The 22,790-nt window shown below is 73.5% G+C and carries 15 protein-coding genes; 2 read left to right on the top strand and 13 right to left on the bottom strand.

The window, feature by feature from the left end:
- The first annotated feature begins 1,051 nt into the window (after positions 1-1,051).
- On the top strand, positions 1,052-3,790 hold the full coding sequence (locus ACSMTC_RS38430) for a helix-turn-helix transcriptional regulator (protein ID WP_436564396.1): 2,739 nt from the start codon (positions 1,052-1,054) through the stop codon (positions 3,788-3,790).
- A 35-nt stretch (positions 3,791-3,825) separates the two neighbouring features.
- On the opposite strand, the gene ACSMTC_RS38435 is transcribed toward ACSMTC_RS38430, so the two are convergent.
- The 13 genes from ACSMTC_RS38435 to ACSMTC_RS38495 form a co-directional block, all read right to left on the bottom strand.
- Positions 3,826-4,995, bottom strand: coding sequence for a thiopeptide maturation pyridine synthase (locus ACSMTC_RS38435; RefSeq protein WP_436564397.1), 1,170 nt, complete (start codon positions 4,993-4,995; stop codon positions 3,826-3,828).
- The gene (locus ACSMTC_RS38440; protein ID WP_436564398.1) at positions 4,992-6,008 is read right to left on the bottom strand and encodes a lantibiotic dehydratase C-terminal domain-containing protein; all 1,017 of its coding nucleotides are present in this window, start codon (positions 6,006-6,008) and stop codon (positions 4,992-4,994) included. Before ACSMTC_RS38440 ends, ACSMTC_RS38435 begins: the two co-directional genes overlap by 4 nt.
- On the bottom strand, positions 5,995-8,619 hold the full coding sequence (locus ACSMTC_RS38445) for a lantibiotic dehydratase (protein WP_436564399.1): 2,625 nt from the start codon (positions 8,617-8,619) through the stop codon (positions 5,995-5,997). The genes ACSMTC_RS38440 and ACSMTC_RS38445 overlap by 14 nt, the downstream gene beginning before the upstream one ends.
- A 12-nt stretch (positions 8,620-8,631) precedes the next feature.
- Complete coding sequence (locus ACSMTC_RS38450) at positions 8,632-10,575, bottom strand: TOMM precursor leader peptide-binding protein (RefSeq protein ID WP_436564400.1); 1,944 nt, start codon at positions 10,573-10,575, stop codon at positions 8,632-8,634.
- 77 nt (positions 10,576-10,652) lie between these two features.
- Entirely contained in the window at positions 10,653-10,835 is a 183-nt protein-coding gene (locus ACSMTC_RS38455; protein WP_436564401.1) for a hypothetical protein, read from the bottom strand.
- A 144-nt stretch (positions 10,836-10,979) separates the two neighbouring features.
- Positions 10,980-12,632 carry a SagB family peptide dehydrogenase gene (locus ACSMTC_RS38460; protein WP_436564402.1) on the bottom strand — a complete coding sequence of 551 codons (1,653 nt, stop codon included), beginning with the start codon at positions 12,630-12,632 and terminating at the stop codon, positions 10,980-10,982.
- Entirely contained in the window at positions 12,625-14,514 is a 1,890-nt protein-coding gene (locus ACSMTC_RS38465) for a hypothetical protein (RefSeq protein ID WP_436564403.1), read from the bottom strand. Before ACSMTC_RS38465 ends, ACSMTC_RS38460 begins: the two co-directional genes overlap by 8 nt.
- A gap of 172 nt (positions 14,515-14,686) precedes the next feature.
- Positions 14,687-15,214, bottom strand: a complete 528-nt coding sequence (locus tag ACSMTC_RS38470; RefSeq protein WP_436564404.1) for a hypothetical protein — start codon at positions 15,212-15,214, stop codon at positions 14,687-14,689.
- Entirely contained in the window at positions 15,211-16,590 is a 1,380-nt protein-coding gene (locus ACSMTC_RS38475) for a DUF58 domain-containing protein (protein WP_436564405.1), read from the bottom strand. Before ACSMTC_RS38475 ends, ACSMTC_RS38470 begins: the two co-directional genes overlap by 4 nt.
- Before the next feature lie 38 nt (positions 16,591-16,628).
- Positions 16,629-17,600, bottom strand: coding sequence for an AAA family ATPase (locus ACSMTC_RS38480; RefSeq protein WP_436564918.1), 972 nt, complete (start codon positions 17,598-17,600; stop codon positions 16,629-16,631).
- Between the two features lie 70 nt (positions 17,601-17,670).
- The gene (locus ACSMTC_RS38485; RefSeq protein WP_436564406.1) at positions 17,671-18,168 is read right to left on the bottom strand and encodes a hypothetical protein; all 498 of its coding nucleotides are present in this window, start codon (positions 18,166-18,168) and stop codon (positions 17,671-17,673) included.
- Complete coding sequence (locus ACSMTC_RS38490) at positions 18,165-19,175, bottom strand: DUF4129 domain-containing protein (protein WP_436564407.1); 1,011 nt, start codon at positions 19,173-19,175, stop codon at positions 18,165-18,167. The genes ACSMTC_RS38485 and ACSMTC_RS38490 overlap by 4 nt, the downstream gene beginning before the upstream one ends.
- A gap of 256 nt (positions 19,176-19,431) precedes the next feature.
- A complete protein-coding gene (locus tag ACSMTC_RS38495; protein ID WP_436564408.1) occupies positions 19,432-19,959 on the bottom strand; it encodes a carboxymuconolactone decarboxylase family protein in 528 nt (175 codons plus the stop codon).
- 508 nt (positions 19,960-20,467) lie between these two features.
- Here ACSMTC_RS38495 and ACSMTC_RS38500 point away from each other — a divergent pair.
- Complete coding sequence (locus ACSMTC_RS38500) at positions 20,468-22,582, top strand: DUF7507 domain-containing protein (protein WP_436564409.1); 2,115 nt, start codon at positions 20,468-20,470, stop codon at positions 22,580-22,582.
- The last annotated feature ends 208 nt before the right edge of the window (positions 22,583-22,790 follow it).

The raw sequence follows: 22,790 nt of genomic DNA on the forward strand, positions 1-22,790 counted from the left end.
CGCCACCCTCCTGTCCGGCGTGACCAGGCCCGCACTCCGACGTGCGAGGCCAGGTCCGCTCCCATGACAGCGTCGCCTTGATCCGTCGGCACCGCGACCGCGACCCGTCACGCGAAGACCACGCTCGTTCCCGGTCGTGGCCGCTTCCTCCCCAGGAGGCGCGGGCACAACGGCGGTGCCGGGACGGGGAACCGGCGTGGGGACGCGTTCAGTCGTTTCGGTGATCCGCTGCGCGCAGACGGCCGTGTGAGCGCCCGGCCCGGGAGTCCGGTGGACCTTCCGGGGCACGGCGCCGGGCACACCTTGCCTCGGCTGTACGCGCAACCGGGAAAGACGTACGGCCTCGGGTCAGAGCGCGTGGCCAGGGCCCGGTGAAGCCTCGACGGGTGCCGAACCCCGGCGGTTGCCCGCACCGGCTCGGATCCGGTCAGGACCGGGCCCTTCCTTACGCGGCCGGATCGAGCCGGGCCAGGAGCTCCCGCAGCGCGGGGGCGCACCGGCCGCTGTCGGCTGCGGACACCCAGGCGAGTTCGGCGACTGTCACGCTGGTGAAGGCCGAGGGCGTGCAGCGTGACCCCCGGTCAGCCCCACCACCATCGGTCCCGGCCGTGCATTCCTCGACTGCTCGAGTGGGTGACCGGACCGGAAGAACGTCTGACATATGAAGAAAAGCCTGTATGAAAAACACGCCCATCTCTCCAGGTATTGACCAGTCGGCGATCGACAGCGTCGAGTTGTGCCCGATCGGGCATTGAGTGGCCGTCCGGAGACAGGTCCGACGCGGCGCGTGCCCAGGGTGGTGGAAATCACACAGCGGTGATCAACTCGCCTGGGAGCAGCGTTGGTTGGAGATGGCCGCCCCGCACCCCCGCTCCGACGGCGGTACGGCCCGGGCGGCGGTGCGGGAGAATCCGACCACAACCTGGTCGTACACCATCTCTTGTCATAAAGTTGCTGCGCATCAACCGGGTTGATTGCCGGTCACAAGCTCCGGGTCGTGCGGATTCCGTGCGGCGGCGGGAGCGCGGCGGGTTCGTGCGGGGAGGGACGGATGGCCTGGATCGGGGCGGCGGGGCGTGAGCCCGAGTTGGCACGGCTGAGTGGTGTGATCGACAGAGCCCGCGCCGGACAGCCGACCACCGTGCTGATCCAGGGGGAGCCGGGGTGCGGGAAGTCGGAGGTGGTGGCGGCACTGGCCGCGCTTGCCGCCGACGCGGGGTTCCAGGTGGCCGTCGCCAACGCGCGGAATCTGCCCGATGTGCCGTTCGCGGCCGCCGACCAGGTGCTCGGCCGGCTGCTCGCGGCGCCCGCGCAGGCCGCGGATCGCGCGCCCTCGCCGGAGGTTCTGCGCGATCTCGTCGAGCAGGTCCGGGCACAGGCCCGGCGTGCACCGGTGGCCGTCTGCCTGGACGACGCGGCGCACCTCGAACCGTGGTCGCTGCGCTGGCTGCTGGAGCTGTCGGCGTCCGCGTTCCCGCACCGGCTGGTGCTCGCCCTGTCCGCCGGGTACTTCGGTGGCGGTGGCGGGCCCGAGCTGAGGACCGGACTCGCCGCGCTCGCCGAACACCTCACCCTCACCGGTCTGCCGGCGTCCGCACTCGCCGACTTCGCGGCCGCCCGCTGCGAGGTCGTGCTCGACGAGGAGGCCGCCGCGGTCTGCCACGAGCTGACCGGTGGCAACCCCGGCCTGCTGCAGGCCCTGCTGTCCGAGCACATCGGTGCCGCCCCCACCGCGGAGAAGCTGCGCGCCACCGCCGGTTCGAGGCTGCTCCCCGGTACCGAGCGCTGGCTGGGCGGTCTCGGTGAACCGGCGCTCGGGCTGGCGAGGGCGGTCGCCGTGCTCGGTACCGACGCGGAGATCGCGCAGGCCGCGGAACTCGCGCGGCTGACCGTGGCGGACGCCCTGACCGCGGTCGACGAGCTGGTCGACCGGTGCCTGCTGGCCAACCGCACTCCGCTGGCGTTCCGTCACCCGCTGCTCGCCTCGATGGTCATCGGCGCGATACCGGTCGGCACGAGGGCCGCCCTGCACCTGCGGGCGGCCGAGATCCTGCGCGACGGGCACTTCGACGTGACCGGGGTGGCACGGCAGCTGGTCGCGGCCGGTCCGCTCGGCCTGGACTGGACGGTACGGCCGCTGCGGATCGCGGCCCGCAGGCTGGCGCAGGAGGGCAGGGCCGAGGACGCCGCACGGCACCTGCGCGGTCTGCTGCGGGAGCAGTTGGGGCCGCAGGTGAGGGCGGCCGTGCGGTGCGAACTCGCCGCGTTGGAAGCGTTCGTCGACCCGGAGCTCACCGTGCGTCAGCTGGACGCGGCGCGGCAGGAGGCCGAGGACCCCGAGACCGTGGCAGACCACACGGCCGCCCTCGCCGGTCTGCTGACCGAGTGCGGGCGGCCCGCGGACGCCGTGGCGGTCCTCGACGACGCCGCCGAGCGGCTCGGCCCGACCGCGGCCGCGCACGTCTGGCGGCTGCGGCTGCACAAGGCGCTCGTCTGCCGGGGCGGTCCCGCCTGGCTGGTCAGGTCCGCCGATCGGCTGGACGACCTGGTCACCGAGGCTCCACAGGCAGGCGGCAGCTGCTGGGAACTGGCCGCACTGCGAGCCGCCGAGGCGGTGGACGCCGGCGTGGACCGGGAGGCAGCCGTGCGCCATGCCAGGCGGGCGCTGGCCGGCGGCGGCGACAGCCTGGGCAGGGGCCTGTGGCACGGCTGCGCCGCGCTGATCCGGGCCGACGAGCTGACCGAGGCGTGGACGCACTGCAGTCGGATCCGCCTGGTCGGCGGGGTACCTCCAGGGCGGTGGGACCATGTCGCCGCCGAGCTGCTGCGCGCCGCGATCTGCCGGGTCCGCGGTGACCTGGCCGGCGCGGCCGAGGCGCTGGCGCCCATGGTGGACCGGCTGTGCGCGCTGGTGTCCGCGGGGCACCGGCTGGCCTTGCTGGCCGTGGCGGCCATGGTCGAGGCGCGGGCCCTGATGGGTGACACCGACACCGCCCGCACCCTGCTCACCGGCTGCGGACTGGACCAGGAGCTGCCGCCGCGGCGGGACACCCTGGCCGTACTCTCCGCGCGGGCCGCGTTGTGGGAGCAGACCGGCGACCCGGTGCGCGCGGTCGAGGACCACCTGGCCGCCGGCCGGCTGCTGGCCGACTGCCGGGTGCGGAATCCGGCCGTGCTGCCGTGGCGTTCGCGCGCCGCACGGCTGCTCGCCTCGGCGGGTGAGGCCGCCGAGGCCGCCAGGCTGGCCGGCGCCGAGCTGGACGACGCACGCCGGTGGGGGACACCGCGCGCGGTCGGGATCGCGGAACACGCGGTCGCCATGACCGAGGCCGGCTCGCGGCGCATCGGCCTGCTCACCAGGGCCGTCGGCACACTGGCGCGTTCACCGGCCAGGCTGGAGCTGGCGAGGGCCCGGTTCGACCTCGGTACCGCGCTCAGCGAGGCCGGCCGGCCGCATGAGGCGTACACCGAGCTGGTGGCCGCGCTCTCCACCGCCTGGTCCTGCTCCGCGCGCCCGCTGGTGGACGGGATCACGGCGGCACGGCAGGCGATCTGTCCGGAGGGCGCGGACGAGCCGCCGCACCCGGCCCTGCTGAGCCTCACTCCGCAGGAGCTGAAGATCCTCTGCCTCGCCCGGGACGGGTACACCAACCGGGCCATCGCCGGGAAGCTGTTCGTCACCGTACGGACGGTGGAGTTCCATCTCTCCGGCGCCTACCGCAAACTCGGCATCTCCGGACGTCAGCAGCTCGCCGAGGTCATCCCGGCGAGGACCGCGGGGGTCCGGTGAGGGCGCCACTCGTGGAGCGGCAGGTCGCGGAGCCCTCAGGCCGGGCCGTCCGCCCACTGCGCGCCGAGCCGGGCCCACTCCGGAGTATCGGCGGCGGACGCGCGGACCACGTACCGCTGGAAGCTGCCGGTCGCCGAGACACCGTGCACCGACTCGACGGTGTTCGCCGCCAGATGGCACAGCAGCGCCCGGTCCACCGGCCTGAGCCCGAGCCGGCCCAGGTGGACGTACAGGTAGTTGACCAGCAGCCGGAAGGAGGCGAACCAGTGGTCGGTCCACAGGAAGTCCGCGTGGCCGTGGTCGCTCTGCAGCAGTCGGTGGAACTCGCTGACCTGACGAGTCGGCATCCGCGGCGCCCGGCCGGCCCCGCGCAGCGACACCTCGCCGGAGGCCAGCAAGGGGTAGGCGATCCGTTGGTGGCGACGCACCACCTCGGCCCACTCCAGGACGAACGGCAGCTCCTCCCCGTCACCGGCCAGCACGGACTCCACCGCGCGCAGGCGCTCCGACAGCGCGTCGGCCTGGCGCCGGTAGCGCTCGTCGAAGGCCGTCCGGAAGACGGCCGGATCCTGTGTGCGGGACAGGAAGGCGTCGGCGTGCGAGCGCAGTGACAGGAAGCCGCGTTCGATCGGTGCGCCGCCCGCCTCGAACGGAACGGCCGCGACCGCCGTGGTGGTCCACATCAGGTCCAGCGCCAGCATCGGCAGCGCGCCGCCGGAGTGCAGATGGTCGTACATCCGGAACGCCGGATCGGTGGTGTCGCTGAGGAAGCCGGCGAGCAGTTCGCTGGCCCGCATCGACCCGAGTACCTGCAACCGGTGGTCGTAGGGCTGTTCGAGAACGGCGTTGTCGGGCACCCAGGGGTGCAGCGGCCCGGTCTCCATCTCCAGTTCCGCCAGCCGCTGGTGCACCGGGGCCAGCGCGGCCTCGTCAAGCCGGGCCGTCGAAGGATAGGCCTCCAGGTACCCGGTGACCCGCGCGATGACTGTCGGCCGCACCTCGGCGGCCCAACTTTCCTCGGAGGAAAGGAAGTTCAGCCGCAAGTGCGGTCCACGGCGCCAGTGCCGGCCGAACCACGCCCCGCCGACCGAGGTGCGCACCGCATCGAAGGCGGGCCGGACGGCATGCCGTACGAGTGCGGACTCGGTGCGCTCGTCGTGGTGGTGGACGTGGATGCTGTGCCAACGGGCGGGCGAGTCGCTCATGACGCGGTCAACGCCTCGGGCAGCTCCGCGAGGACGCGGCCGACCAGGAACCGCAGCTGGTTCTCCTGCCAGAGGGTCAGCCCGAGACGGTTGTTGACCAGGTGCGCGCAGCGCAGCAGCACCAGACTGGTGGCCGGATGGCCGGTGGCGGCCAGGTCGAGCGGTCCGGCCAGCGGGGAGGCGGCCCACTCGGTGGAGAAACCGCCCCGGTCCTCCAGGCCGTGCAGTTCGTCCCGCAGCCCGCGCACCGAGGCCAGCCAGTACGCCCGTTGGTCCGTGCCCTCCCCGCGGGCCGCCATCCGCCAGGTGTGCAGTGCCCGTTCCCGGAGCCGCTCGCGCTGCGCCAGATGGCGGGCCACCGTCTCGGGGGCCTCGGGACCGCTGCCGAACGGCAGCGGCGGTCCGCCGTGGCGCCGCCACCGGTCGCGCACCTCGTCGCTCAGCGCGAACACTCCCACGACCAGGTCGAAGGCCAGCAGGGCGCGCTGCTCCAGGGTCGCTTCGGCGGCCACCACCGAGAGCGCCAGCCGGCTGGACTCGAAGAAGTGCCGCTCGATGGCGGCGATGGCCGGTCCGTACCCGTACTCGGCGTGCTCGCGTTCGTAGGGAAGGAACTCCACGGTGTTGTTCTCCCGTACGACCTGGTCGTGGCCCGCCCGGCCCTCCAGACCGGCCAGCTCCGCGGCCTGGCGGGCGAAGCGCGAGCGGTCCACGACGTTCGGGGCCGGGTGGCGCTCCAGGAACGCGAGGATCCGATTCCTCGTGCGCAGTTCGACCTCGGCCCGGTCGGCGGTGCGGGCGGGCAGCAGCCGCAGCCGGACGTGCGGACCGCCCTCCCAGTACCGCAGGAAGAAGTAGCGCTGCACCAGGCCCTCGGCGAGGAGCTCCCCGACCAGCGGCCGGACACAGCCGGACAGCAGCCCGTCCTGGCCGGTGTCGTAGAAGACGTGCGCGCACACCCAGTCCGGGGCCTGCGCCGAAGCGGGGTCCAGTCGGTCGCTAGCGGTCGGCATCCTGTCCTCCGTTGATCTCGACGAGGTATTCGGTCACCCGGGATCCGTGGTCCCCGTAGCGCGGTGCGTCGGCCGGGTCGGGCAGCGCCTCCTGGAGGAACAGCACGTGCTCCGGTCCGGCCAGCAGCCGTTCGAAGACGCCGACCAGCAGCAGGTTCGCGAAGTCGACGTACAGCGGCTTGCGGGACTTGATCCGCCATACGCTGCCGCCGACCACCGAGGCCGGGTCGAGGGCCCGGACGAAGCAGCGGACGGGCATGCCGTGCTCGCGCAGCCAGGCGGCCAGCCGCAGCAGATAGCGGCGGTCGGTCTCGCCCTTGAGACGGACGGGCACCGTGCGCACCGGGAACACCCACTGGCGGCGGCTCACCGTGGTCCTGCCGATGACCACCGCGGGCTCGGCCAGCAGCTGGTCGACCCCGTCGAGCGAGGTGTCCCCGAACATCCGCCGGCCCGGGATGAGCAGGTTCGGCGTGGCGCCGAACGCCTGCATCAGCAGCCGGATCGCGGGCGGCAGCCAGAGCTCCGCGATGAGGTTGGGGTGCACCGGGCGCACCTCGGCGCCGCGGCCGCGGGAGAGCAGGGTGAGCAGCCCCAGGGTGGGATCGTGGCGCACCACGAGGTCGCCGACCGGGACGCGGTGGTCGGCACCGAGCTGACTGAGGCCGCCGGGATAGTCGATCTCCTCCGCCACCGCCGAGGTACGCAGCCCGACGTTGGCGCCGTAGTGGCGGCAGGTGTCGGCGATGACCACACCGCCCGGCGGCGGTGCCGTGTCCGCCTCGACGGCGACCCCGGCCTGGGTGAGCAGCCGGCGGATGCGGTCGCGGCCGCGGCCGTGCCCGGAGTTGACGGCGTTGATCACGAACCGGGGCTCGCCGGGCCCGCCGAGGGGCTGACCGTAGAAGGCCACCGAGTCCGGCGGCCGCATCCACACCGGCCAGCCGTCGGCCAGCGCCGACAGCCGTTGCGGGGAGGGCCGCAGCTCGCCACGCCCGGCCACCGGCCCGGCCAGCACCTCGGCGCACAACTGTGCCCGTAGTCGGGCCAGTTCACGGATCCTGGGCAGCCGGTGGCCCTCCAGCGCCCGGTACCCGTGCGTGGCGATGGACAGCACGCCCGGCAGCTCGCCGTCCTCGCGCAACCACTCCTGTACCGCGCGGTGGAAGGCGAGGAACGGTACCTCGGCGCCCGGGCCGATCCGCTCGGCGAACGCCTCGGCGAGCGCGACCCGGCCGGGCAGCGCGGGGTCCAGTAGGGCGTAGCAGCGGCGCACGAGGTCCAGATCCCGCAGTACCGGCGCCCAGTCGCGCCGGTCGGGTCCGGTCCCCACCGTGACCAGCAGCGCGTTCTCGATGATGCCGTTCTTGGCCGGGATCTCGATCCGTTCCGGTCCGACCAGCGAGCGGATCCGGTGCAGGGCGGTCTCGACGTGCCGGGTGTGCCGAAGCCGGTCCGCCGGGTCCGTGAGCGCCGGGTAGCCGGCCAAGAGGTCTGCCAGCCGGTCCAGTTCGCCGACGACCGGGGCCAGGGACGGTCCCGCGCCGGCCACCCATGAGCGCAGTTCCCCGAGCGGGTCCAGCGCCTGGTCGGCGAACGGCCGTTCGGCCTCCAGCAGCCCGAGTTCGACCAGCCGCCGCAGATAGGCTCCGGCGGTGGCGGGGCTGCTCCCGGTGCGGGCCGCCACCTGCTCGGCGGCCTCCGCGTGCGTCCGCCCGGCCTCGGCCACCACGTCCACGCAGACCCGGACCTGCCTGCTCGCCGCCAGGCTGCGCAGCGGCTCCTCGGAGCCCGGGCCGAGGAACTCCCAGCGGTCGCCGGTCAGCAGGGCGCTCGGGTTGAGCCGCAGCCGCAGGTGTGGTGCGAGCGCGGGATGCCGGCTCAGTTCCCGGACCAGCTGCTGGACCAGCCACAGGTTGAGTTCCACGACGGTCCGTACGGTGAAACCGCCCTGCCCACCTGCCTCCGCAGCCTTCGCGGCCGCGCCGGCCCGGTCCTGCCAGCGGCCGAGGCCGCTGATCGTGAAGGTGCTGAACGGCGTGGTCTTGGTGGTGATCCGGGCCAGGTACTTGGCCAGCCGGAGAGCCAGCCGGCCCTCCGGTGCGCTCTCCTCCGGCCCGGTCAGCCAGGCGCGCAGCCGGTCGTGGAGCACGGGGCTGCTCAGCACCAGCCCGTACCGGAACGCCGGATCGCCGACCGCCTTCCGCAGCAGCGCGTGCTGGGTCTCGGTGTGCCGGGCGATCAGCTCGTCCAGCAGCACCAGGTCCTGTTGGTGCGTGGCCGTCAGCTCCAGCCAGGACCGCACCCCGTCGGCCACGCCGGCCGGCAGGAGCGCACGGACGTCGTCGTTCCAGTACCGGGCCGGCGGCCTGCGGTTGTGGATGGACCGGCGCAGTGCGACCAGCAGCGGTTTGCCCGCCGGCTCGCGTCCGATCAGCTCGAACAGCTCGTCGGAGAGTTCCGCGGCGGCGGCGGTCAGGCGGTCCTCGCCGGCCAGCACCGCCTCGACCTGCCGCCACAGCTCCGGTGATCGCAGGTCGTCCAGCATCGACACCGGCAGCCCGCCGATCCGCACGCCGAAGGTGTCGGGGGTTGAGAGGTCCTCAGTCATGGTCAACTCCCGTCACGGGAAGGGGTGGGGATGCGGATTGACCTCCGATGGGTCCAACGGGCTTTCCCGGTAGCCGAGTTCGGCGGGCAGGCGGAGCAGTCTGGGCAGACCGTGGGTGCGGCGCATCCGGTGTCCGAAGGTCATCGGCAGCAGCCCTGGGATGATCACCTTCGCGCAGGCCAGGCCGCCCGCCCGGTGCTCGTCCGTGGTCTGGTCCACCACGATGACGTCCTGGCCGCGGTCGGTGAACCGCGCGAGGACCTCGGCCAGGTCGGCGCGCAGGTCCTCGCCGCGCGGCCGGCAGGTGGCCCGTTCGAACGCCTCGGCCACCGGCCGGCCGGCATCGTCGCCCGGCAGGAAGCCGAACCGGTCGAACGCCGCCGGGTGGCAGTACAGCAGGGAGTGGTCGCGCATCTCCCGCACCAGGTCCGGATCGGCGACCATCGCCTCGATCCTGGCGGCCTCCTCGCGGTGGGCGACCCGGTTCCAGCCCAGGTTCGCGGTGAGCTCCAACAGCCCGTTGAGCAGGGCCCGTTCAGGATCGAAATGCGCGCCCGCCGCGCAGATCGCCGCGGGCTCCGCTCCGGGTGAGGGGTGCACCGCCATCACCCAGGCGGTGGCGATGCCGTGCTCCAAGGTGGTGGCGAAGGCCGCGACCCGGTGGCCGCCGTCCTGCCTGATCCGTTCCGCCAGCATCCCGATGCGCGGGTCGGCCACCGTGCCGAGGTCCACCCGGGGCACGGGCAGCCGGGCGTACCAGGTCAGCAGGAAGGCGTCCCGTTCCGCCAGTTCCACCACGCCGTGCAGCGCCGCCTCCTCCAGACAGCCGCCCAGGGCGCACCCGTTGGACACCTCGTACGCCAGCGGCCGGGCGAGTGAACTGCCGTGCCGGGTGCGGTAGTAGGCGTAGTCCTCGGGTACCAGCACCGGCGCGTCGCGGCCGAAGGAGTGGCCCCACACCCAGTTCAGCTCCAGGTCCGGATCGAAGGGCGGATAGGGGAAGCCGGGCTCCGCGTACCGCTCCGGCGGGTACAGGCCGAGCTCGGTCGGGCAGAGGGCCTGCTGCGACACGCTGCGGTAGCTCGCCCGTACCGTCGTGCGCCGGCCGCCCGGACGGGCGCCGCCGAGCCGTTCCAACGCCTCCGCCAGCGCGGTGCGCGCGCAGCCGCCGTAGTCCAGGTCCCGGCCGAACCCGGCCTCCTGCTCGCCGCCCGGCAGGTACAGCGGTGCGGACACCATCGGGTAGTGGTAGTCGGTGCGCACGTCGAGCTGGCGGATCACCCCGGTGTGGCCGTCGACGTAGGTCCGCACCAGGCTGTCCCAGCCGGCGGAGAGATCGCGGATCCGGTAGGTGTCCCGGTCGGGCTTGGGGCGCGCCGTGTCCATCAGGGCGGGCGGGTGGTCGGCGGGCAGGCCGCCGCACCCGGGACAGCCGGGATCGGGAAGGAACGGGTGCGTGTCGACGGTCAGGCCGGTGAGCGAGAGGATCACGATGGCGTCGGTCGTCCACCGGCCCGGCGGGTCGGCCAGCTCCGCCGAGACGAGGTCGGCGACCGCGTCGCGGGCCCAGGCCGACAGCAGCGGGGCGGTGCGGCCGGCCAGTTCGGCGCCGAACCGGCGTACCAGCTCGGCCCTGGGACTGTCCGGGCCGAGTGCCCGCTCCCGCCTGGTCCGGGCGCACCGCGCGCAACCGGCCCGGCCCGGCACCACGTAGGGGCCGATGACGACGTTGCCCAACTCGACCCGCACCGGCAGCCATCCGGTGCCGGTCCGGTCCGGTGCGGTGGCACCGTCCCAGCCGTCGCTCGCGGTGACGATCGCCGCGCAGCCGGCGTCCGGGTCCGCGATCAGCCGGTGCGCTCGGGAGACGGAGGTCCGGATCGCGGCGGCGAGCAGACCCTCGCCCAGCACCGCGACACCGGTCGGGCGGGGGGAGACTGTGAGAGCGTCGGTCAACGTCTTTTCCTCGTGGGTAGTCGCGGTGCCGTGTCCGGCGCACTGGCTGTGCGCCGGACACGGCCGTGCTCGCCGCGTCAGCAGCAGCAGCAGGAACAGCAGCTCGCCGGCGTGCCCTGCGAGGTGCAGTTGGACGCGCCGATCTCGACCATCGCGTGGCCGACGTTGATCGACTCCAGGCTGGCGCCCGGCGCGGTGGGCAGGATGTCGAGCTCATCGACGCTGAGGTCGGCGAGGTCCAGGACGAGGTCCTTCTCCATCGCAGTCCTCCTCTCTTCGTCATCGTTCGGTGTGGACCAGAACCGGTCCACACCAAAGTTCGGTCGGGCGCCGGGCCGTGGTCTTCACGGTGTGACCGAAGGCCGACCGTAGGATTGCGGGCGGCGCCGCTTCGGTGGCACGCGTCACCAGACCAGCGGCGCCTCGTACTGCGCGCTGGCCCGGCGGCGGCCGATCACGAGGGTGAAGACGGGCACGTGCGCCTCGCCGGCGCCGATCAGGTCGCGGACCAGGCCCTCGTGGTAGCCGTTGGTGATCCGCGCGGACAGCCCGGCGGCCGCCGCGAGCACGCTGATCCGCTGTGCGACGATCCCGGCCTCCTGGTGCAGGATCCGGTAACCGCGATCACCGAACCAGCGATCGCCCGCGATCCGGTCGGCGCTCAGGAACACGATCGCGCCGGCCTTCGCCGAGTTCACCGCGGGTGTCCGGTCGCAGAGCATCGACACCACGGGGCGCCAGTCCCGGCCCGGGAGGGCGACCAACTCGGGCGCCGGGCCGAGCCGGTAGAGACCGGCGGGGACGCCGACGGCGTTGAGAACGAGTACGTGGCAGTCGACCAGCGGGCGGCAGGGCGACGCGGTGTGGTCGGACGGTACCGGTTCGAGGGCGTGGCCAAGGAGTCCGGCCAGTTGACGGGCGGGCAGCCGCCTGCCGTCGGGCAGGAACATCCGGCCACCCGAGTCGCGTGAGCGCAACGCCTGGGCCAGGTCGAGGAGTTCGGGTTCCGCGGCGGCCAGCGGCACCCGGTCCGCGGTGTCCGTCGGCATCCGGTCCGCGGTGGCGGGAGGGCCGGCCGGTGGCTCGGGACCGTCGGCCGGGAGGTGGAAGGCGTCCTGGTCCACCGGTGTGTCCCAACCGGTGCCGGTCAACCGGCCGGCGCGGTCGAGCTCGGCCAGCCTCGACCAGGCGGCCGGATCAACCGTGTTGGTGCGCACGTGCTTCGGACGGATGGCGGCCAGCGGAGCGACGTCCTCCGCGGCGTGTGGCACCGAAGCTGTCCCGGACGGCCGCCACGGGGACAGGTCGAGTACCGCGAAGGCCGTCTCCTCGTCCCCGTCCAGGCCCAGCGCACGGTTGACGACGGCGTCGTCGAACCGGTGGTGCACGCGGGTCCGCAGTCCCAGCGCGCCTCCCACCAGCAGCGCGTTCCCGACCGTCATACCGGCCTCCTGGGCACAGAGGCGGTAGGCGTAGTCGCGGTAGCGGAACGCCGTCTTGCGGAAGCACACGGCCGCCACCAGCAGGGCGAGAGTGCCGTCGCGTCCCGTTCCGGTGGCGGTCCGCAGTCCGAGGGGGATGCCACCGGAACGCAGCCCGGTCAGCACGTGGTGCGCCGGGTCGTAGTGGTAGCACCCCGCCGGCAGATCCCCCGTCCCATCGGCCGACCACAGGTACAGCTCCACCGGGTAGAAGCAGCGCGCGGAGGCGACCATCCGGTGGTACGGCCAGACCGCGTGTGGGCCCGACTCCATCCGTCCGAGCCCGTAGGTGTAGTGCAGCAGCGCCGACAGGGCCGGCTCGTCCAGGACGTCCCGGCCGGGACCCCCCTCGGGGCGGGCCCGCCGGAAGGCGGTGAAGGACCAGCGCGCGTCACCGATGTGCCGGGCCGGCGGGCTCAGCACATGCCGTGGCAGGCCTCGGTAGGTCTTGGTCGGCAGAGGGTCGTCCGGGCCTCCCTCCTCGCCGTGGCCCTCCGCGAAGAGCTCCTGGACCCCTTCGAAGGTGCGCCACCAGAACCGCAGACCGGCCGGATCGGCAGCCCCGGACTCACCCATCGACCAGCACGACCTTCAGCACGGCCTGGAGCAGCTCGTGGACCTCGGGATCGTGGTCGAGCGGCACCACGACCGGACGCAGCCCGCGGCGCAGCAGCGCATCGACCAACTGCCGCCGGTCCCCTTCGGGCGGCCGACGCACCTCGGACGCCCGGGCGGGGAGGTCGAGCCCGCGGATCAGGGCCGGCGCGTAGTCCGGCTCACCGGCCAGGGCGGCCTGCCGGTCCAGTACGACCTGCTCCAGACCGTCGGCCAGAGCACTCGGACCGCAGGTGACCGAGACCGGCCGGCCCTCCTGCCACCACGCGAAGACCGGGACACCGAGCGCGCCGCCGATGTCGGCGACCTGGACGGAGCCCCGGGCCGAGCGCAGCAGGTCGAGAAAGCGCCGGGCCCTCGCGTCCAGCGCCGGCCCGGCCGGTTCCACGGCGACCGGACGCGCCCGGCCGGCCCGCACGTCGCTCAGGGCCAGGTCGGCGCAGTGCTGGGCGATGCCGTCGGTCACGGCGTCGTCCCAGCTCAACCGCGCGCTAAGGCCCGTCGCGACGGTGAACGCCTCGGCCGCCGGCACGGCCCTGACCCGCTGACCGGCGAGGTCCCAGCCCCACACGGTGCCGCCCGGCCCGAACCTGCGCGGATCGGCCGCGCCCGCCGCGTACACCGCGAGGCCGCGCAGCGCGGCCTTCTGCCGGGCCTCGGCGAAGCCCAGGCCCGAGCCGAACACCCGGGGCACGCCCTCGGAGTGCGGCACGGCCTCGGTCACGTTCAGCGGAAGCTGGGTGAAGTCCCCTTCGGCGAGCTCGCGCATGACGCCGGTATGCGGGTCGAAGCAGCGCGCGGCCCGGGCGGAGAAGTCCTGCTCGGTGACCGGATCGGCCCGGCTCAACCGCGTGATCCGGTCGGTGAACCGCGCCTCGGTCTCCACCCGGGCCGCCCGGGCGGCCGGATGCGGCAGGAACGCGTGGGCCGAGGTGCGCAGGGTCTCCAGGTCGATCCTGGTCAGCTTGGTGTCGTCGGCCGTGGTCACGCCCGTCACCGCCCGGAACGCCGCGAGCCCGAGGTGCCCGGCGACCACCGCCGCGGCCGGACCGGTGAGGAACTCGTTCGGCCGGAACGGTCCGTGTGCGCCCAGCCGCAGCCAGGCCGACTCCCAGGCCGGCCCGGCCGGACCCAGCCATGCGACGTCGTCGAGCACCAGCCCCTGCACCAGGAGGGTGTCCGAGGCCCGGCACAGCCCGTCCAGGCGCAGCGCGCGGTCCACCTCGCGAGCCGAGGCGGCCACGTGCAGCACCACGTCCGCGCGGGCGAGCGCGGCCTCCTCCTCGGCGGACAGCGGGACCTGGACCAGCGTCTGGTCCGGATCGCGCCGCGCCGCCTCGGCGGCCAACTCGGCCAGCCGGACCGTGTCGGTCGCGTTCTCCGGCGTCCGTACCGCGCGGAGCCGGCGAACCCCGCAGTGCAGCGCCGAGCAGACCAGCGCGGTGAACGCCGGACCCGAACCCAGCACCACCACCGCGCTGTTGCGCCAGGACTCGAACCGCCGTGCGGCAGAGTCCCGGTGGTACTCGACGAAGGCGATCTCGGCCGCGTACGTCTCCAACTCCCGTGCGCTCAGGCCGTGCGGCAGGTCCTCGGTGGCGTCCACGACGCAGCCGGCCGCGTGCAGCCGCCGCACCAGCGTGTCCACCACGGTGCGCTTGTCGTCGGGGAGATCACGGACGAGGTCTTCGAACTCCCTTGAACCGTCGAGATACGGTGCGATCCGGTCCAACCACTGATAGGCGGACCGGCCGCGCAGCGCGACATCGGCTCCGGCGCCGAACACGTGCACCCCGTCACCGGTCGGCACGTAGAGCACGTCGGACTTCAGTTTCGGTCGCATCCCCAGCCCCCTGATCGGTGATCACCCGAGTATTGGGGGCTCCGCGCGGCGCAGTCCCGACGGTGGCACCACAGGTCCGACCACAGGGTCCGCCGCCACGGCCTGCGGGCTGCCCGGGGTCATGCCCCGGCCCCGGCGCGGATCCGCTCCCGGAGCGGTGGCGGGGCGTCCGCTAATCCGGCCGTCGGGACCAGAGGGCCAGTCCCACCGCGACGGCCGAGCAGGCCACCGCCAGGGCCGCGATGATCCGCCCCCACCCGCTGGCGGCCACGGACACGTACGACGCGAGCAGGACGAGGGCACTCGCGGCACAGGCCGCGGCAGGCACCGAGCGGCTGCGCAGCTGCCGCAGCCCCGCCGGACCGGCGGCGGCGTCCACGCACAGCAGGTAGCCGAGAAGGAGCGCGGCCACGCAGGCCGCCGCCCACAGCGGCGGTCCGGACAGCGCGGCCAGGAGGACGCAGGCGACCGCGAACGCCGTGTTCCGGTGCCGGACGAGCCGCGCACGCCAGGTGAAGGCGTAGGCGACCGGCCGCTGTACGACCGCCTGGCTCGCCCACCACGCCGCCAGTGCGGCGCCGGCCGGTACCAGCACCGCGACGACCGGCCCCTGCCGCAGCGCCACGGGTGCGGCGGCCGCCACGGCCAGGGCGGTGCCGAGGCTGCGCGTGAGCCGGACCGCGGTCGGCTGTTCGGTCATCGGTTCCCTCCGCGGATACGGGTGCGCCGCAGCGGTGCGAGCGTGAGGTCCAGGCCCTCGCCCGGCCGCAGCGCGAGCACCGGGATTCCCCAGCTGCGCAGCGTGTACCGCACGGCCTCGCAGTCCGCGTGCCACAGCTGAAGGGCGAGGTCGGCGATCGCGTCGCGGGGGTCGAGCTCGGGGTCGCCGGTCGGCACCTCGATGACCACCAGCGGGTTGCCACGCTCCGTCAGGTCGCGCAGCACGTCCAGAACGCGCTGGTCGCCGAGCGGTGTCAGCACGTACACCAGGGCATCGGCCGGTATCACCGGCCGGGGCAGGACGGCGACGTCGGGCACGTGGTAGGTGAGGTCCTTGCGCACCTCCAGGACCGACTCCACGAGCCGGTAGAACTGCGCAGCCCCATTTCCCGGCCTCAGCCAGCGGGTGCTGCCGCCGACCGACACCACACCGACCCGGTCGTGGCTGCGCAGGTACGCGCGGGTGATCCCGGCGGCGGCGCGCACCGTCTCGTCAAGGCTGGAGGTCCCGTCGGAGGGGTCGAGGAAGTCGGCGAAAGCGTCGATCAGGACGACCACGTCGGCGGTGCGCTCGGCCGCGAACTGGTTGATCTGGACGGTGCCGCGCCTGCTGGTCGAGGGCCAGTGGATGCGCCGCTGACGCTCTCCCCAGACGTGGGGACGCACTCCGATCACCTCCACGCCTTCACCGCTCTGCCCGGCGGTGTGCTCGCCGATCCGCTCGGGCAGGCGGACCTGAACGGGAGTGAGCGAGGAGTGCGAGGGCGTCGGGAAGACCTGGACCTCGCCGAGGTCGACCCGGACGGTACGCCGGGTCAGCCCGCCGCGGTCATGGACGTCGAGGTCCACGGCACCGAGCGACCAGCGGCCCCACCGGTGGGCGGTGAACCGGAGATCGACCACCGCGCCGGTCGACTCCAGAGCGCTGAGCTCGATGCCGGGGCCGGCGAAGACGCCCGGATCGACCCAGCCGACGACCCCGTCGAAGGAGAGCTCGATCCGCACGTCGATGCTGTCGCCCTCGAAGGCACGGCGCCGATCGACCCGGGCCTGGGCGTCGAGCCGGACCGGGCGGCTCCGGCCCGCCGCGGCCAGCACCAGGAGCACGGCCGGACCCACCGCGAGGGCCAGCAGCCAGGACCGCCCGGTGAGCAGTGCGGCGGCACCGGCGGCCGCCGACACCGTGGCCAGCCGCAGGGCCCGCTCGCTCGCGCGCCAGTGGGGCGGGGGAGCGGCCGGCAGGACGGCGGGAGCGGAGGCCGGCTGGGGGCCCAGTGCCCGGACCAGGCCGCGCCGGTCCTCCGGGGCGCCCGACGTGTCCTGCGGGGTCCGCTCGCCCTGGCGGGCGGTCCGCACGGCGGCCCGCCGTACCGAGCCGCGAGCCCGACCGGGCCTCACAGCCGGACAGCCGGGCCGGGCACCGTCTGCGGGGCGGCGACCGTCTCGGTCAGTTCGGCGATCACGTCGTCGGCGGCGATCTGACGCACCCACAGCTCCGGGCGCAGGGTGACGCGGTGGGCGAGTACGGGAACGGCCAGGGCCTTGACGTCCTCCGGGATCAGGTAGTCGCGGCCGTCCAGCACGGCGTGGGCACGGGCGAGCTGAACCAGTGCCAGGCAGCCGCGCGGGGAGGCCCCGACCTGGATCTGCGGGTGGGAGCGGGTGGCATCGACCAACGCCACCACATAGGCGACCAGGTCGTCGTCCACCTCCACCTGCTCCAGCGCGGCCCGCATGGCCAGCACCTCGGCCGGCTCGGTGAGCGGCCGCAGCACCGTCTCGGGGGTGGCGCGATCCAGTCTGGCGCGCAGCATCGCCGCCTCCGCGGCCACCGGCAGGTAGCCCATCCGCACCCGTAGCAGGAACCGGTCCAGCTGAGCCTCGGGAAGGGAGTAGGTGCCCTCGTACTCGATGGGGTTCGCGGTGGCGATCACCACGAACGGGTCGGGCAGCGGCCGGGTGGCGCCGTCGACCGACACCTGGGACTCGGCCATCGCCTCCAGCAGGGCGGCCTGGGTCTTGGGCGGGGTGCGGTTGATCTCGTCGGCCAGCAGGAGGTGGGTGAAGACCGGGCCGGGCCGGAAGACCATCTCACCGGTGCGCTGGTCGTAGAAGGGGGCGCCGGACACATCGGAGGGGAGGAGGTCCGGTGTGAACTGGATCCGCCGGAAGTCCAGCCCCAGCACCGTGGCGAAGGAGCGGGCGAGCAGGGTCTTGCCGAGACCGGGAAGGTCCTCGATCAGGACGTGACCGCCCGCCAGCACGCCGGACATCACCAGTTCGAGCACCTCGGTCTTTCCGACCACGGCGCGGCCGACCTCGTCGAGGATCCGGCGGGCAAGCTCCCCGGCCTGCAGGGGAGTCATGGCCGGGATCGACGGACCGGTGTCGGATGAGGGGGTGCTGCTCACTGCGCTCCTACGGTGCTGTGGTCGGTCAGAGGTGGGTGAGGCGGTCCACGGCGGCGCGGAGCACCGGCGCGGGGACCGCCTCGGAGGTGACGGGCAGCGCGGGGTCGATCAACGACCAGGCCTCGGGGCCGACCAGGGCGGCGGCCGCCTCCGGCCGGTCGTAGAGGGAGACGGCGTGCAGCTCGGCCAGCCGGGCCGCGTACAGCCACTGCAACCGCCGGCGGAGCACCTGCGCGCCGTCACCCCGGCCGGCCAGCCCGTGTTCGATCACCCGGTGCAGGTCGCCGAGACCGGCGCGCTGCTCCTCGATCAGACGCAGCGGTGCGCGCACTCCGCTGTCCTGGGAGTCGAAGCCCGTCGTGTAGCGGGCGGTGACCAGAGCGGCGGCGGCGATCACCACGGCTCCGGCGGACGCCGCGCGGAGCCCGTAGACCAGGGCGAGTGCCGTCTCGGCACCGCCGGCCGCCGTGCAGAGCGCCAGGAGTATCCGCGGGGCGGATCCCGGCGGAAGGCTCCGCCTCACGGGGTACCCGCCTCGGCCCGGTCCACGGTGCGGCGGCCCGCAGGGCCTGTCGCCGTGGACCGGCCCGCCCGGGAGCCGTGCTCGGCGAGTTGGGCCGCGATGGCGTCGAGCGCGGCCCGGGCCGATTCCAGCCGGGCCGCGTCCAGCGGATGGCTGGAGTAGCGGGCCTCGCGGAACAGCGAGGTGAGCGCCAGGGCGTGCGGACCGGCGAGCAGACCCGTGGCGTTCGCCCGGTGCAGCAGATCGGCCGGGCTGTCCGAAGCCCGGCGGACGATTCCGGAGCCGGCCAGCGACGCCTCCATGGCGGCGTAGCAAGCGATCACCGCGGTGCGGACGTCGGCGCCTCGCAGCGCCCGGCGGCCCTCGTCGACGGCATCGGCGAGAGCCCGGCCGGTGAGCGGCTCGGTGCTGTGGAAGTCCGGTGACTTCGGCACGCGGCGGGGGAACCGCCGCCACAGCAGCACGGCGACGACCACGGCGGTGAGCACCACAAGCGCCAGACCCAGCACGGCCAGCAGCGGGTGCAGGTCGATCCGGGCGGTGGATCCCCCGTCGGACGGCGATGTGGAAGCCTGCTGCGCCGCCTGCGACGGCACGGTGCCGGGAGCCGCCCCCGTTCCACCGCCGACCGCCACCGGGCTGTCGAACTGCTCGACGGGCGGAGGCAGGGGCCAGACCAGTAGGACCGGCACGGCGACCGCCGCGAACGGGAGGAGCACCGCCCCGGCCGAGGCCAGGCGCCGGGCCACCGGGCTCGTCGTGTCCGCCCCGCGCGCGAACCTCCGGTTGCGGGTCGTCAGCACAACACCGCCGACGGCGCAGCCCAGGGCCAGCAGTATGACGATCCCCGGGTGCCCGGCGAGTGGACCGGGTCCCGGCGCGGGCCCCTGACCGGAGGCGGCTTGCAGGGCCAGTGCCGCCAGGGCCAGTGCCCCCGTGACCAGCGCGGCCACCACGAACCGCGGCCATGCGTGCCGAGCCGGTATTCGGCCCGTACCTGTGCTCATGCCGACCTGTTCCCCCGTTGCGCCGGAGCGGCACTCAACTCCGCTCCGGTCATCGGGGAGCAGTCTCACACAGTGATCGAGCGTTTGTCAGCAGTCGATCGAACTATGTGACGAAGCATCATCTGTCCTTGGTGGCTTGGGTCGGAGGCCGGGTGAAGAGGTCCGTTGGGTCGGATTCCGCTGCCCCGGACCGGCCGCACCCAGGCTCGCCGCCGTGCCCTGTGCGGCCCGCCCGGGGCCGGGGTTCGGGTGGGTGTCAGGTCCACTGCTCGGAGGGCTTGACGCCGGGCAGGGGCTTGCCGATGAGGGCGAGGGGGATGAAGAAGCCGACCTGGCCGATGGCGAGGGCGAGGGTTGCGAGGGCCTTGTCGTCGTAGTGCTCGGCGGCGCGGGCGTAGAGCTCGTCGGGGACCCTCTCGCCGTGGGTGGTGGGCTGGAGGACGGCTTCGGCCAGGGCGAGGGCGGCGGTCTCGGCGTCGGTGAGGTAGGGGGCGTCCTGCCAGGAGGCGACGGCGGTGATGCGCTGTTCGGACTCCCCGGCGCTGCGAAGGCTGTCGGTGTGCATGACGGTCAGGTAGGTGTTGCCGACGATCTGGCCGGCCCGCAGCTGGACGAGGTCGATGGTGGTCCGGGGTACGGAGCCGTTGCTGACGGCCTTGAAGAGGGCGCCGGCCACGGCTCCCAGTTCGGGGACGAGCCTCATCGGGTTGGGCAGCCGCGAAGCCGCCGCGTTGCGGGTGGTGGCCTGAGCGGTGGTCGGGGCGGTGGTCGGCTGGGTGTCCATGACGGTGTTCCTTCCGGTCTCCTGCGTTGCTGTCACTGCTCTGACCCCGCGCGACGCATGGATGTGACGGGCGGCCGGAAGTTTTTTCCCGGCGGTGGGGGGAGCCCGGGCGGGCCGGCCGGCCGCCCATGACCTGTCCGGCCGGATCTTCGGCCGCTGATCCGGCGCATTATCCGGGACGTCAGCGCTGACCGCCTGCCGGAGCGGCGGCCGCCGCGGGCGCGCGATGCCGGTAGAACCGCCGGAGGAACCGGCTTGGCCGGCAGCCCGGGAGCTCGGCCTTTCGGGTTGTCGGACGTTCGGAGCGGCTCGGCGTCGGGCCGCATGGGCAAGGGCTCTGCTACCTGTGACGGACATGATGCCAAGAAGACCAACGCCCGGTCGGCGTACGGGAACTTCCCGGCTGGCCGCGGCGGCACTGACCCTCCTCGTCAGTGCGGGAGCGTCGTCGGCGCTGAGCGTCGCCGACACCGCTCAGGCGCGGCCCCGCGCCACGGGCTCCCCTCTGGTGCAGGAGACGTTCACGCAGGCGACGGCCCCGGAGTTCATCGGTGTGGGGTCGGCGTGCCTCACCGGTGCGCCGGCCGCCGCCGCGCCGGGCCCAGGGAACCACCCGCTCGGCGGCTGTCCCGAGGGCGTCGGCCCGGTGCCGCCGCCCAACGGAGCGCCGCACGGCTACCTGCGGCTGACGGACGCTTCCAACGACCAGTCAGGTGCCGTCCTCTACAACCAGGCGTTGCCGGCCAACGACGGTCTCAACGTCACGTTCGACCAGTGGCAGTACGGGAGCACGACCCCGAACACCCCCGCCGACGGGATCTCGTTCTTCCTGGTGGACGGCGATGGCACGCTGACCCACCCGGGCGCCTTCGGCGGCGGCCTCGGGTACGCGCAGAAGCTTCCCGACGATGATCCCACCGCCACCTTCCTGCCCGGTGTGGACCGCGGCTACCTGGGGGTCGGCCTCGACGTCCTCGGGAACTACTTCGGCGACTGGGAGCACCGCGGGAACGGCTGCGCCACCCGGTCGCCCGCCGGGACGGCGTTCCGCGTTCCCGCGCCGGGGGCCAACATGGTCACGGTGCGGGGTCCCGGCGACGGTACCGAGGGCTACTGCTTCCTGACCGCCACCACCAGCAACTTCACCACCACCGGACCCTGGCCCTCCACGCTTCCGGGCAAGCTGCAGGGGCCGCTGACCGTGCTGCCTCCGGGAGCCACTCCCGCCGAGGCCGAGGCCGCGCTCGAACCCTCCCGCCGCAGCGTTCACATCGAGCTCACCCCGGCGCCCAACCCGGTGCTGACCGTGTCGGTGGACTTCAACGACGGCGGCGGGTTCCAGCAGGTGCTCAGCACTCCCGCTCCGACCCCCGTGCCCTCCACCTACAAGTTCGGCTTCGCGGCATCCACCGGTCTGTTCACCGACGTCCACCTGATCCGCAACCTGGTCGTCACCACTGACCAGCCGCTTCCGCGGCTGAACCTGGTCAAGCAGGTCGGCCAGCCACTCCCCGGTGACCTGACCGTCGGGTCCCGGGTGCCGTACGAGTTCGTGGTGACCAACTCCGGTACGACGGACATCGCCGATGTCGCCGTCAACGACCCGAAGATCGGCCCGGTGTCGTGTCCCTCGACGACACTCGCGCCCGGTCACACGGTCACCTGCACCGCCACCTACACCGTCACGGCCGCCGATGTGACCCGTGGTTCGATCGACAACACGGCTGTCGCGACGGGTACTTCGAACGGTGGGGCGGTCACCTCACCGCCGTCCTCGCAGAGCGTGCCGCTCGACCAGCCGCCCAGCCTCGTGGTGGAGAAGAAGGCGGAGACGCCCGGCCCCTACTCCGTCGGGCAGACGGTCACCTTCTCCTACACCGTCCGCAACACGGGCGGAGTGGAGCTGACCGACGTCGCGGTGCACGACGACCACGTCACCGACATCGCCTGCCGGTCGACCACGCTGGCGCCGTCGGAGCGTCCGGGTGACACCACCACCTGCACCGGCACGTACACCATCACCGCGGCCGACGGTGCGGCCGGCTCGGTGACCAACATCGCCGCGGCGACCGGTAGCGCGAACGGCGCGACGATCACCTCCCCGGAGACCCAGCTGACCCTGCCGGTCGGGGCACCGCACATCGAGCTGAAGAAGCGGGTGGTCTCGCGCGGTCCGTTCACCGTCGGCAGCAAGGTGATGTACACCTACACCGTCACCAACACCGGCGGCGCCACGCTGACCGACGTGCTGGTCAGTGACGACCGGGTCGCCGACGTCACCTGTGACGCGACCACCCTCGCCCCCGGTGACAGCACCACCTGCCACGGCACGTACACCATCACGCAGGCCGACCTCGACGACTGCAGGATGACCGAGGGCCGCGGTGGCGATGGTCATGGCCACGGTCACGGCAAGCCCTGCAGGATCACCAACATCGCGGTGGCTGCGGGAACCGCCCCGCAGGGCTTCCAGGTCGTCAGTGAGCCCGCCAAGGCCACCGTCACGATCTGCAGGAAGAAGCACGACCACTGCCCCGGCAAGCCCGGCGTGGGGACGGCTGCGATGACCGGGACGAAAGCACCGGTCACTGAAGCCCGTCTGACAGGGGAGCCCCTCTCGTAGGCCGTGCCTTCGCGTCCCGACCGGACGTCCGGACGCTGTCGGCAGAGGCCGGGGCCGTGTGACGTCGGCCTGCCCGACCCCGCTGCGGGTCGGGCGGGCCGACGTCGTGTTTCGCCGTGCCGGAGACGGCTCGCAGCGTCCGACCCGACCTTCTCCCGCCCCGTCCGCATGCTCGCCGCGCCCAGCGCCCGCGTGACTGCGGACGTGC

Origin of the sequence: Kitasatospora sp. HPM-01-4 (assembly GCF_051374625.1) — a bacterium.
In the GTDB taxonomy this organism is placed as follows: domain Bacteria; phylum Actinomycetota; class Actinomycetes; order Streptomycetales; family Streptomycetaceae; genus Kitasatospora.

Coding starts and splice junctions, on each gene's coding strand:
- ACSMTC_RS38430 (WP_436564396.1), top strand. CDS start 1,052: ATGGCCTGGATCGGGGCGGCGGGGCGTGAGCCCGAGTTGGCACGGCTG.
- ACSMTC_RS38435 (WP_436564397.1), bottom strand. CDS start 4,995: ATGAGCGACTCGCCCGCCCGTTGGCACAGCATCCACGTCCACCACCAC.
- ACSMTC_RS38440 (WP_436564398.1), bottom strand. CDS start 6,008: ATGCCGACCGCTAGCGACCGACTGGACCCCGCTTCGGCGCAGGCCCCG.
- ACSMTC_RS38445 (WP_436564399.1), bottom strand. CDS start 8,619: ATGACTGAGGACCTCTCAACCCCCGACACCTTCGGCGTGCGGATCGGC.
- ACSMTC_RS38455 (WP_436564401.1), bottom strand. CDS start 10,835: ATGGAGAAGGACCTCGTCCTGGACCTCGCCGACCTCAGCGTCGATGAG.
- ACSMTC_RS38460 (WP_436564402.1), bottom strand. CDS start 12,632: ATGGGTGAGTCCGGGGCTGCCGATCCGGCCGGTCTGCGGTTCTGGTGG.
- ACSMTC_RS38465 (WP_436564403.1), bottom strand. CDS start 14,514: ATGCGACCGAAACTGAAGTCCGACGTGCTCTACGTGCCGACCGGTGAC.
- ACSMTC_RS38470 (WP_436564404.1), bottom strand. CDS start 15,214: ATGACCGAACAGCCGACCGCGGTCCGGCTCACGCGCAGCCTCGGCACC.
- ACSMTC_RS38480 (WP_436564918.1), bottom strand. CDS start 17,600: ATGACTCCCCTGCAGGCCGGGGAGCTTGCCCGCCGGATCCTCGACGAG.
- ACSMTC_RS38490 (WP_436564407.1), bottom strand. CDS start 19,175: ATGAGCACAGGTACGGGCCGAATACCGGCTCGGCACGCATGGCCGCGG.
- ACSMTC_RS38495 (WP_436564408.1), bottom strand. CDS start 19,959: ATGGACACCCAGCCGACCACCGCCCCGACCACCGCTCAGGCCACCACC.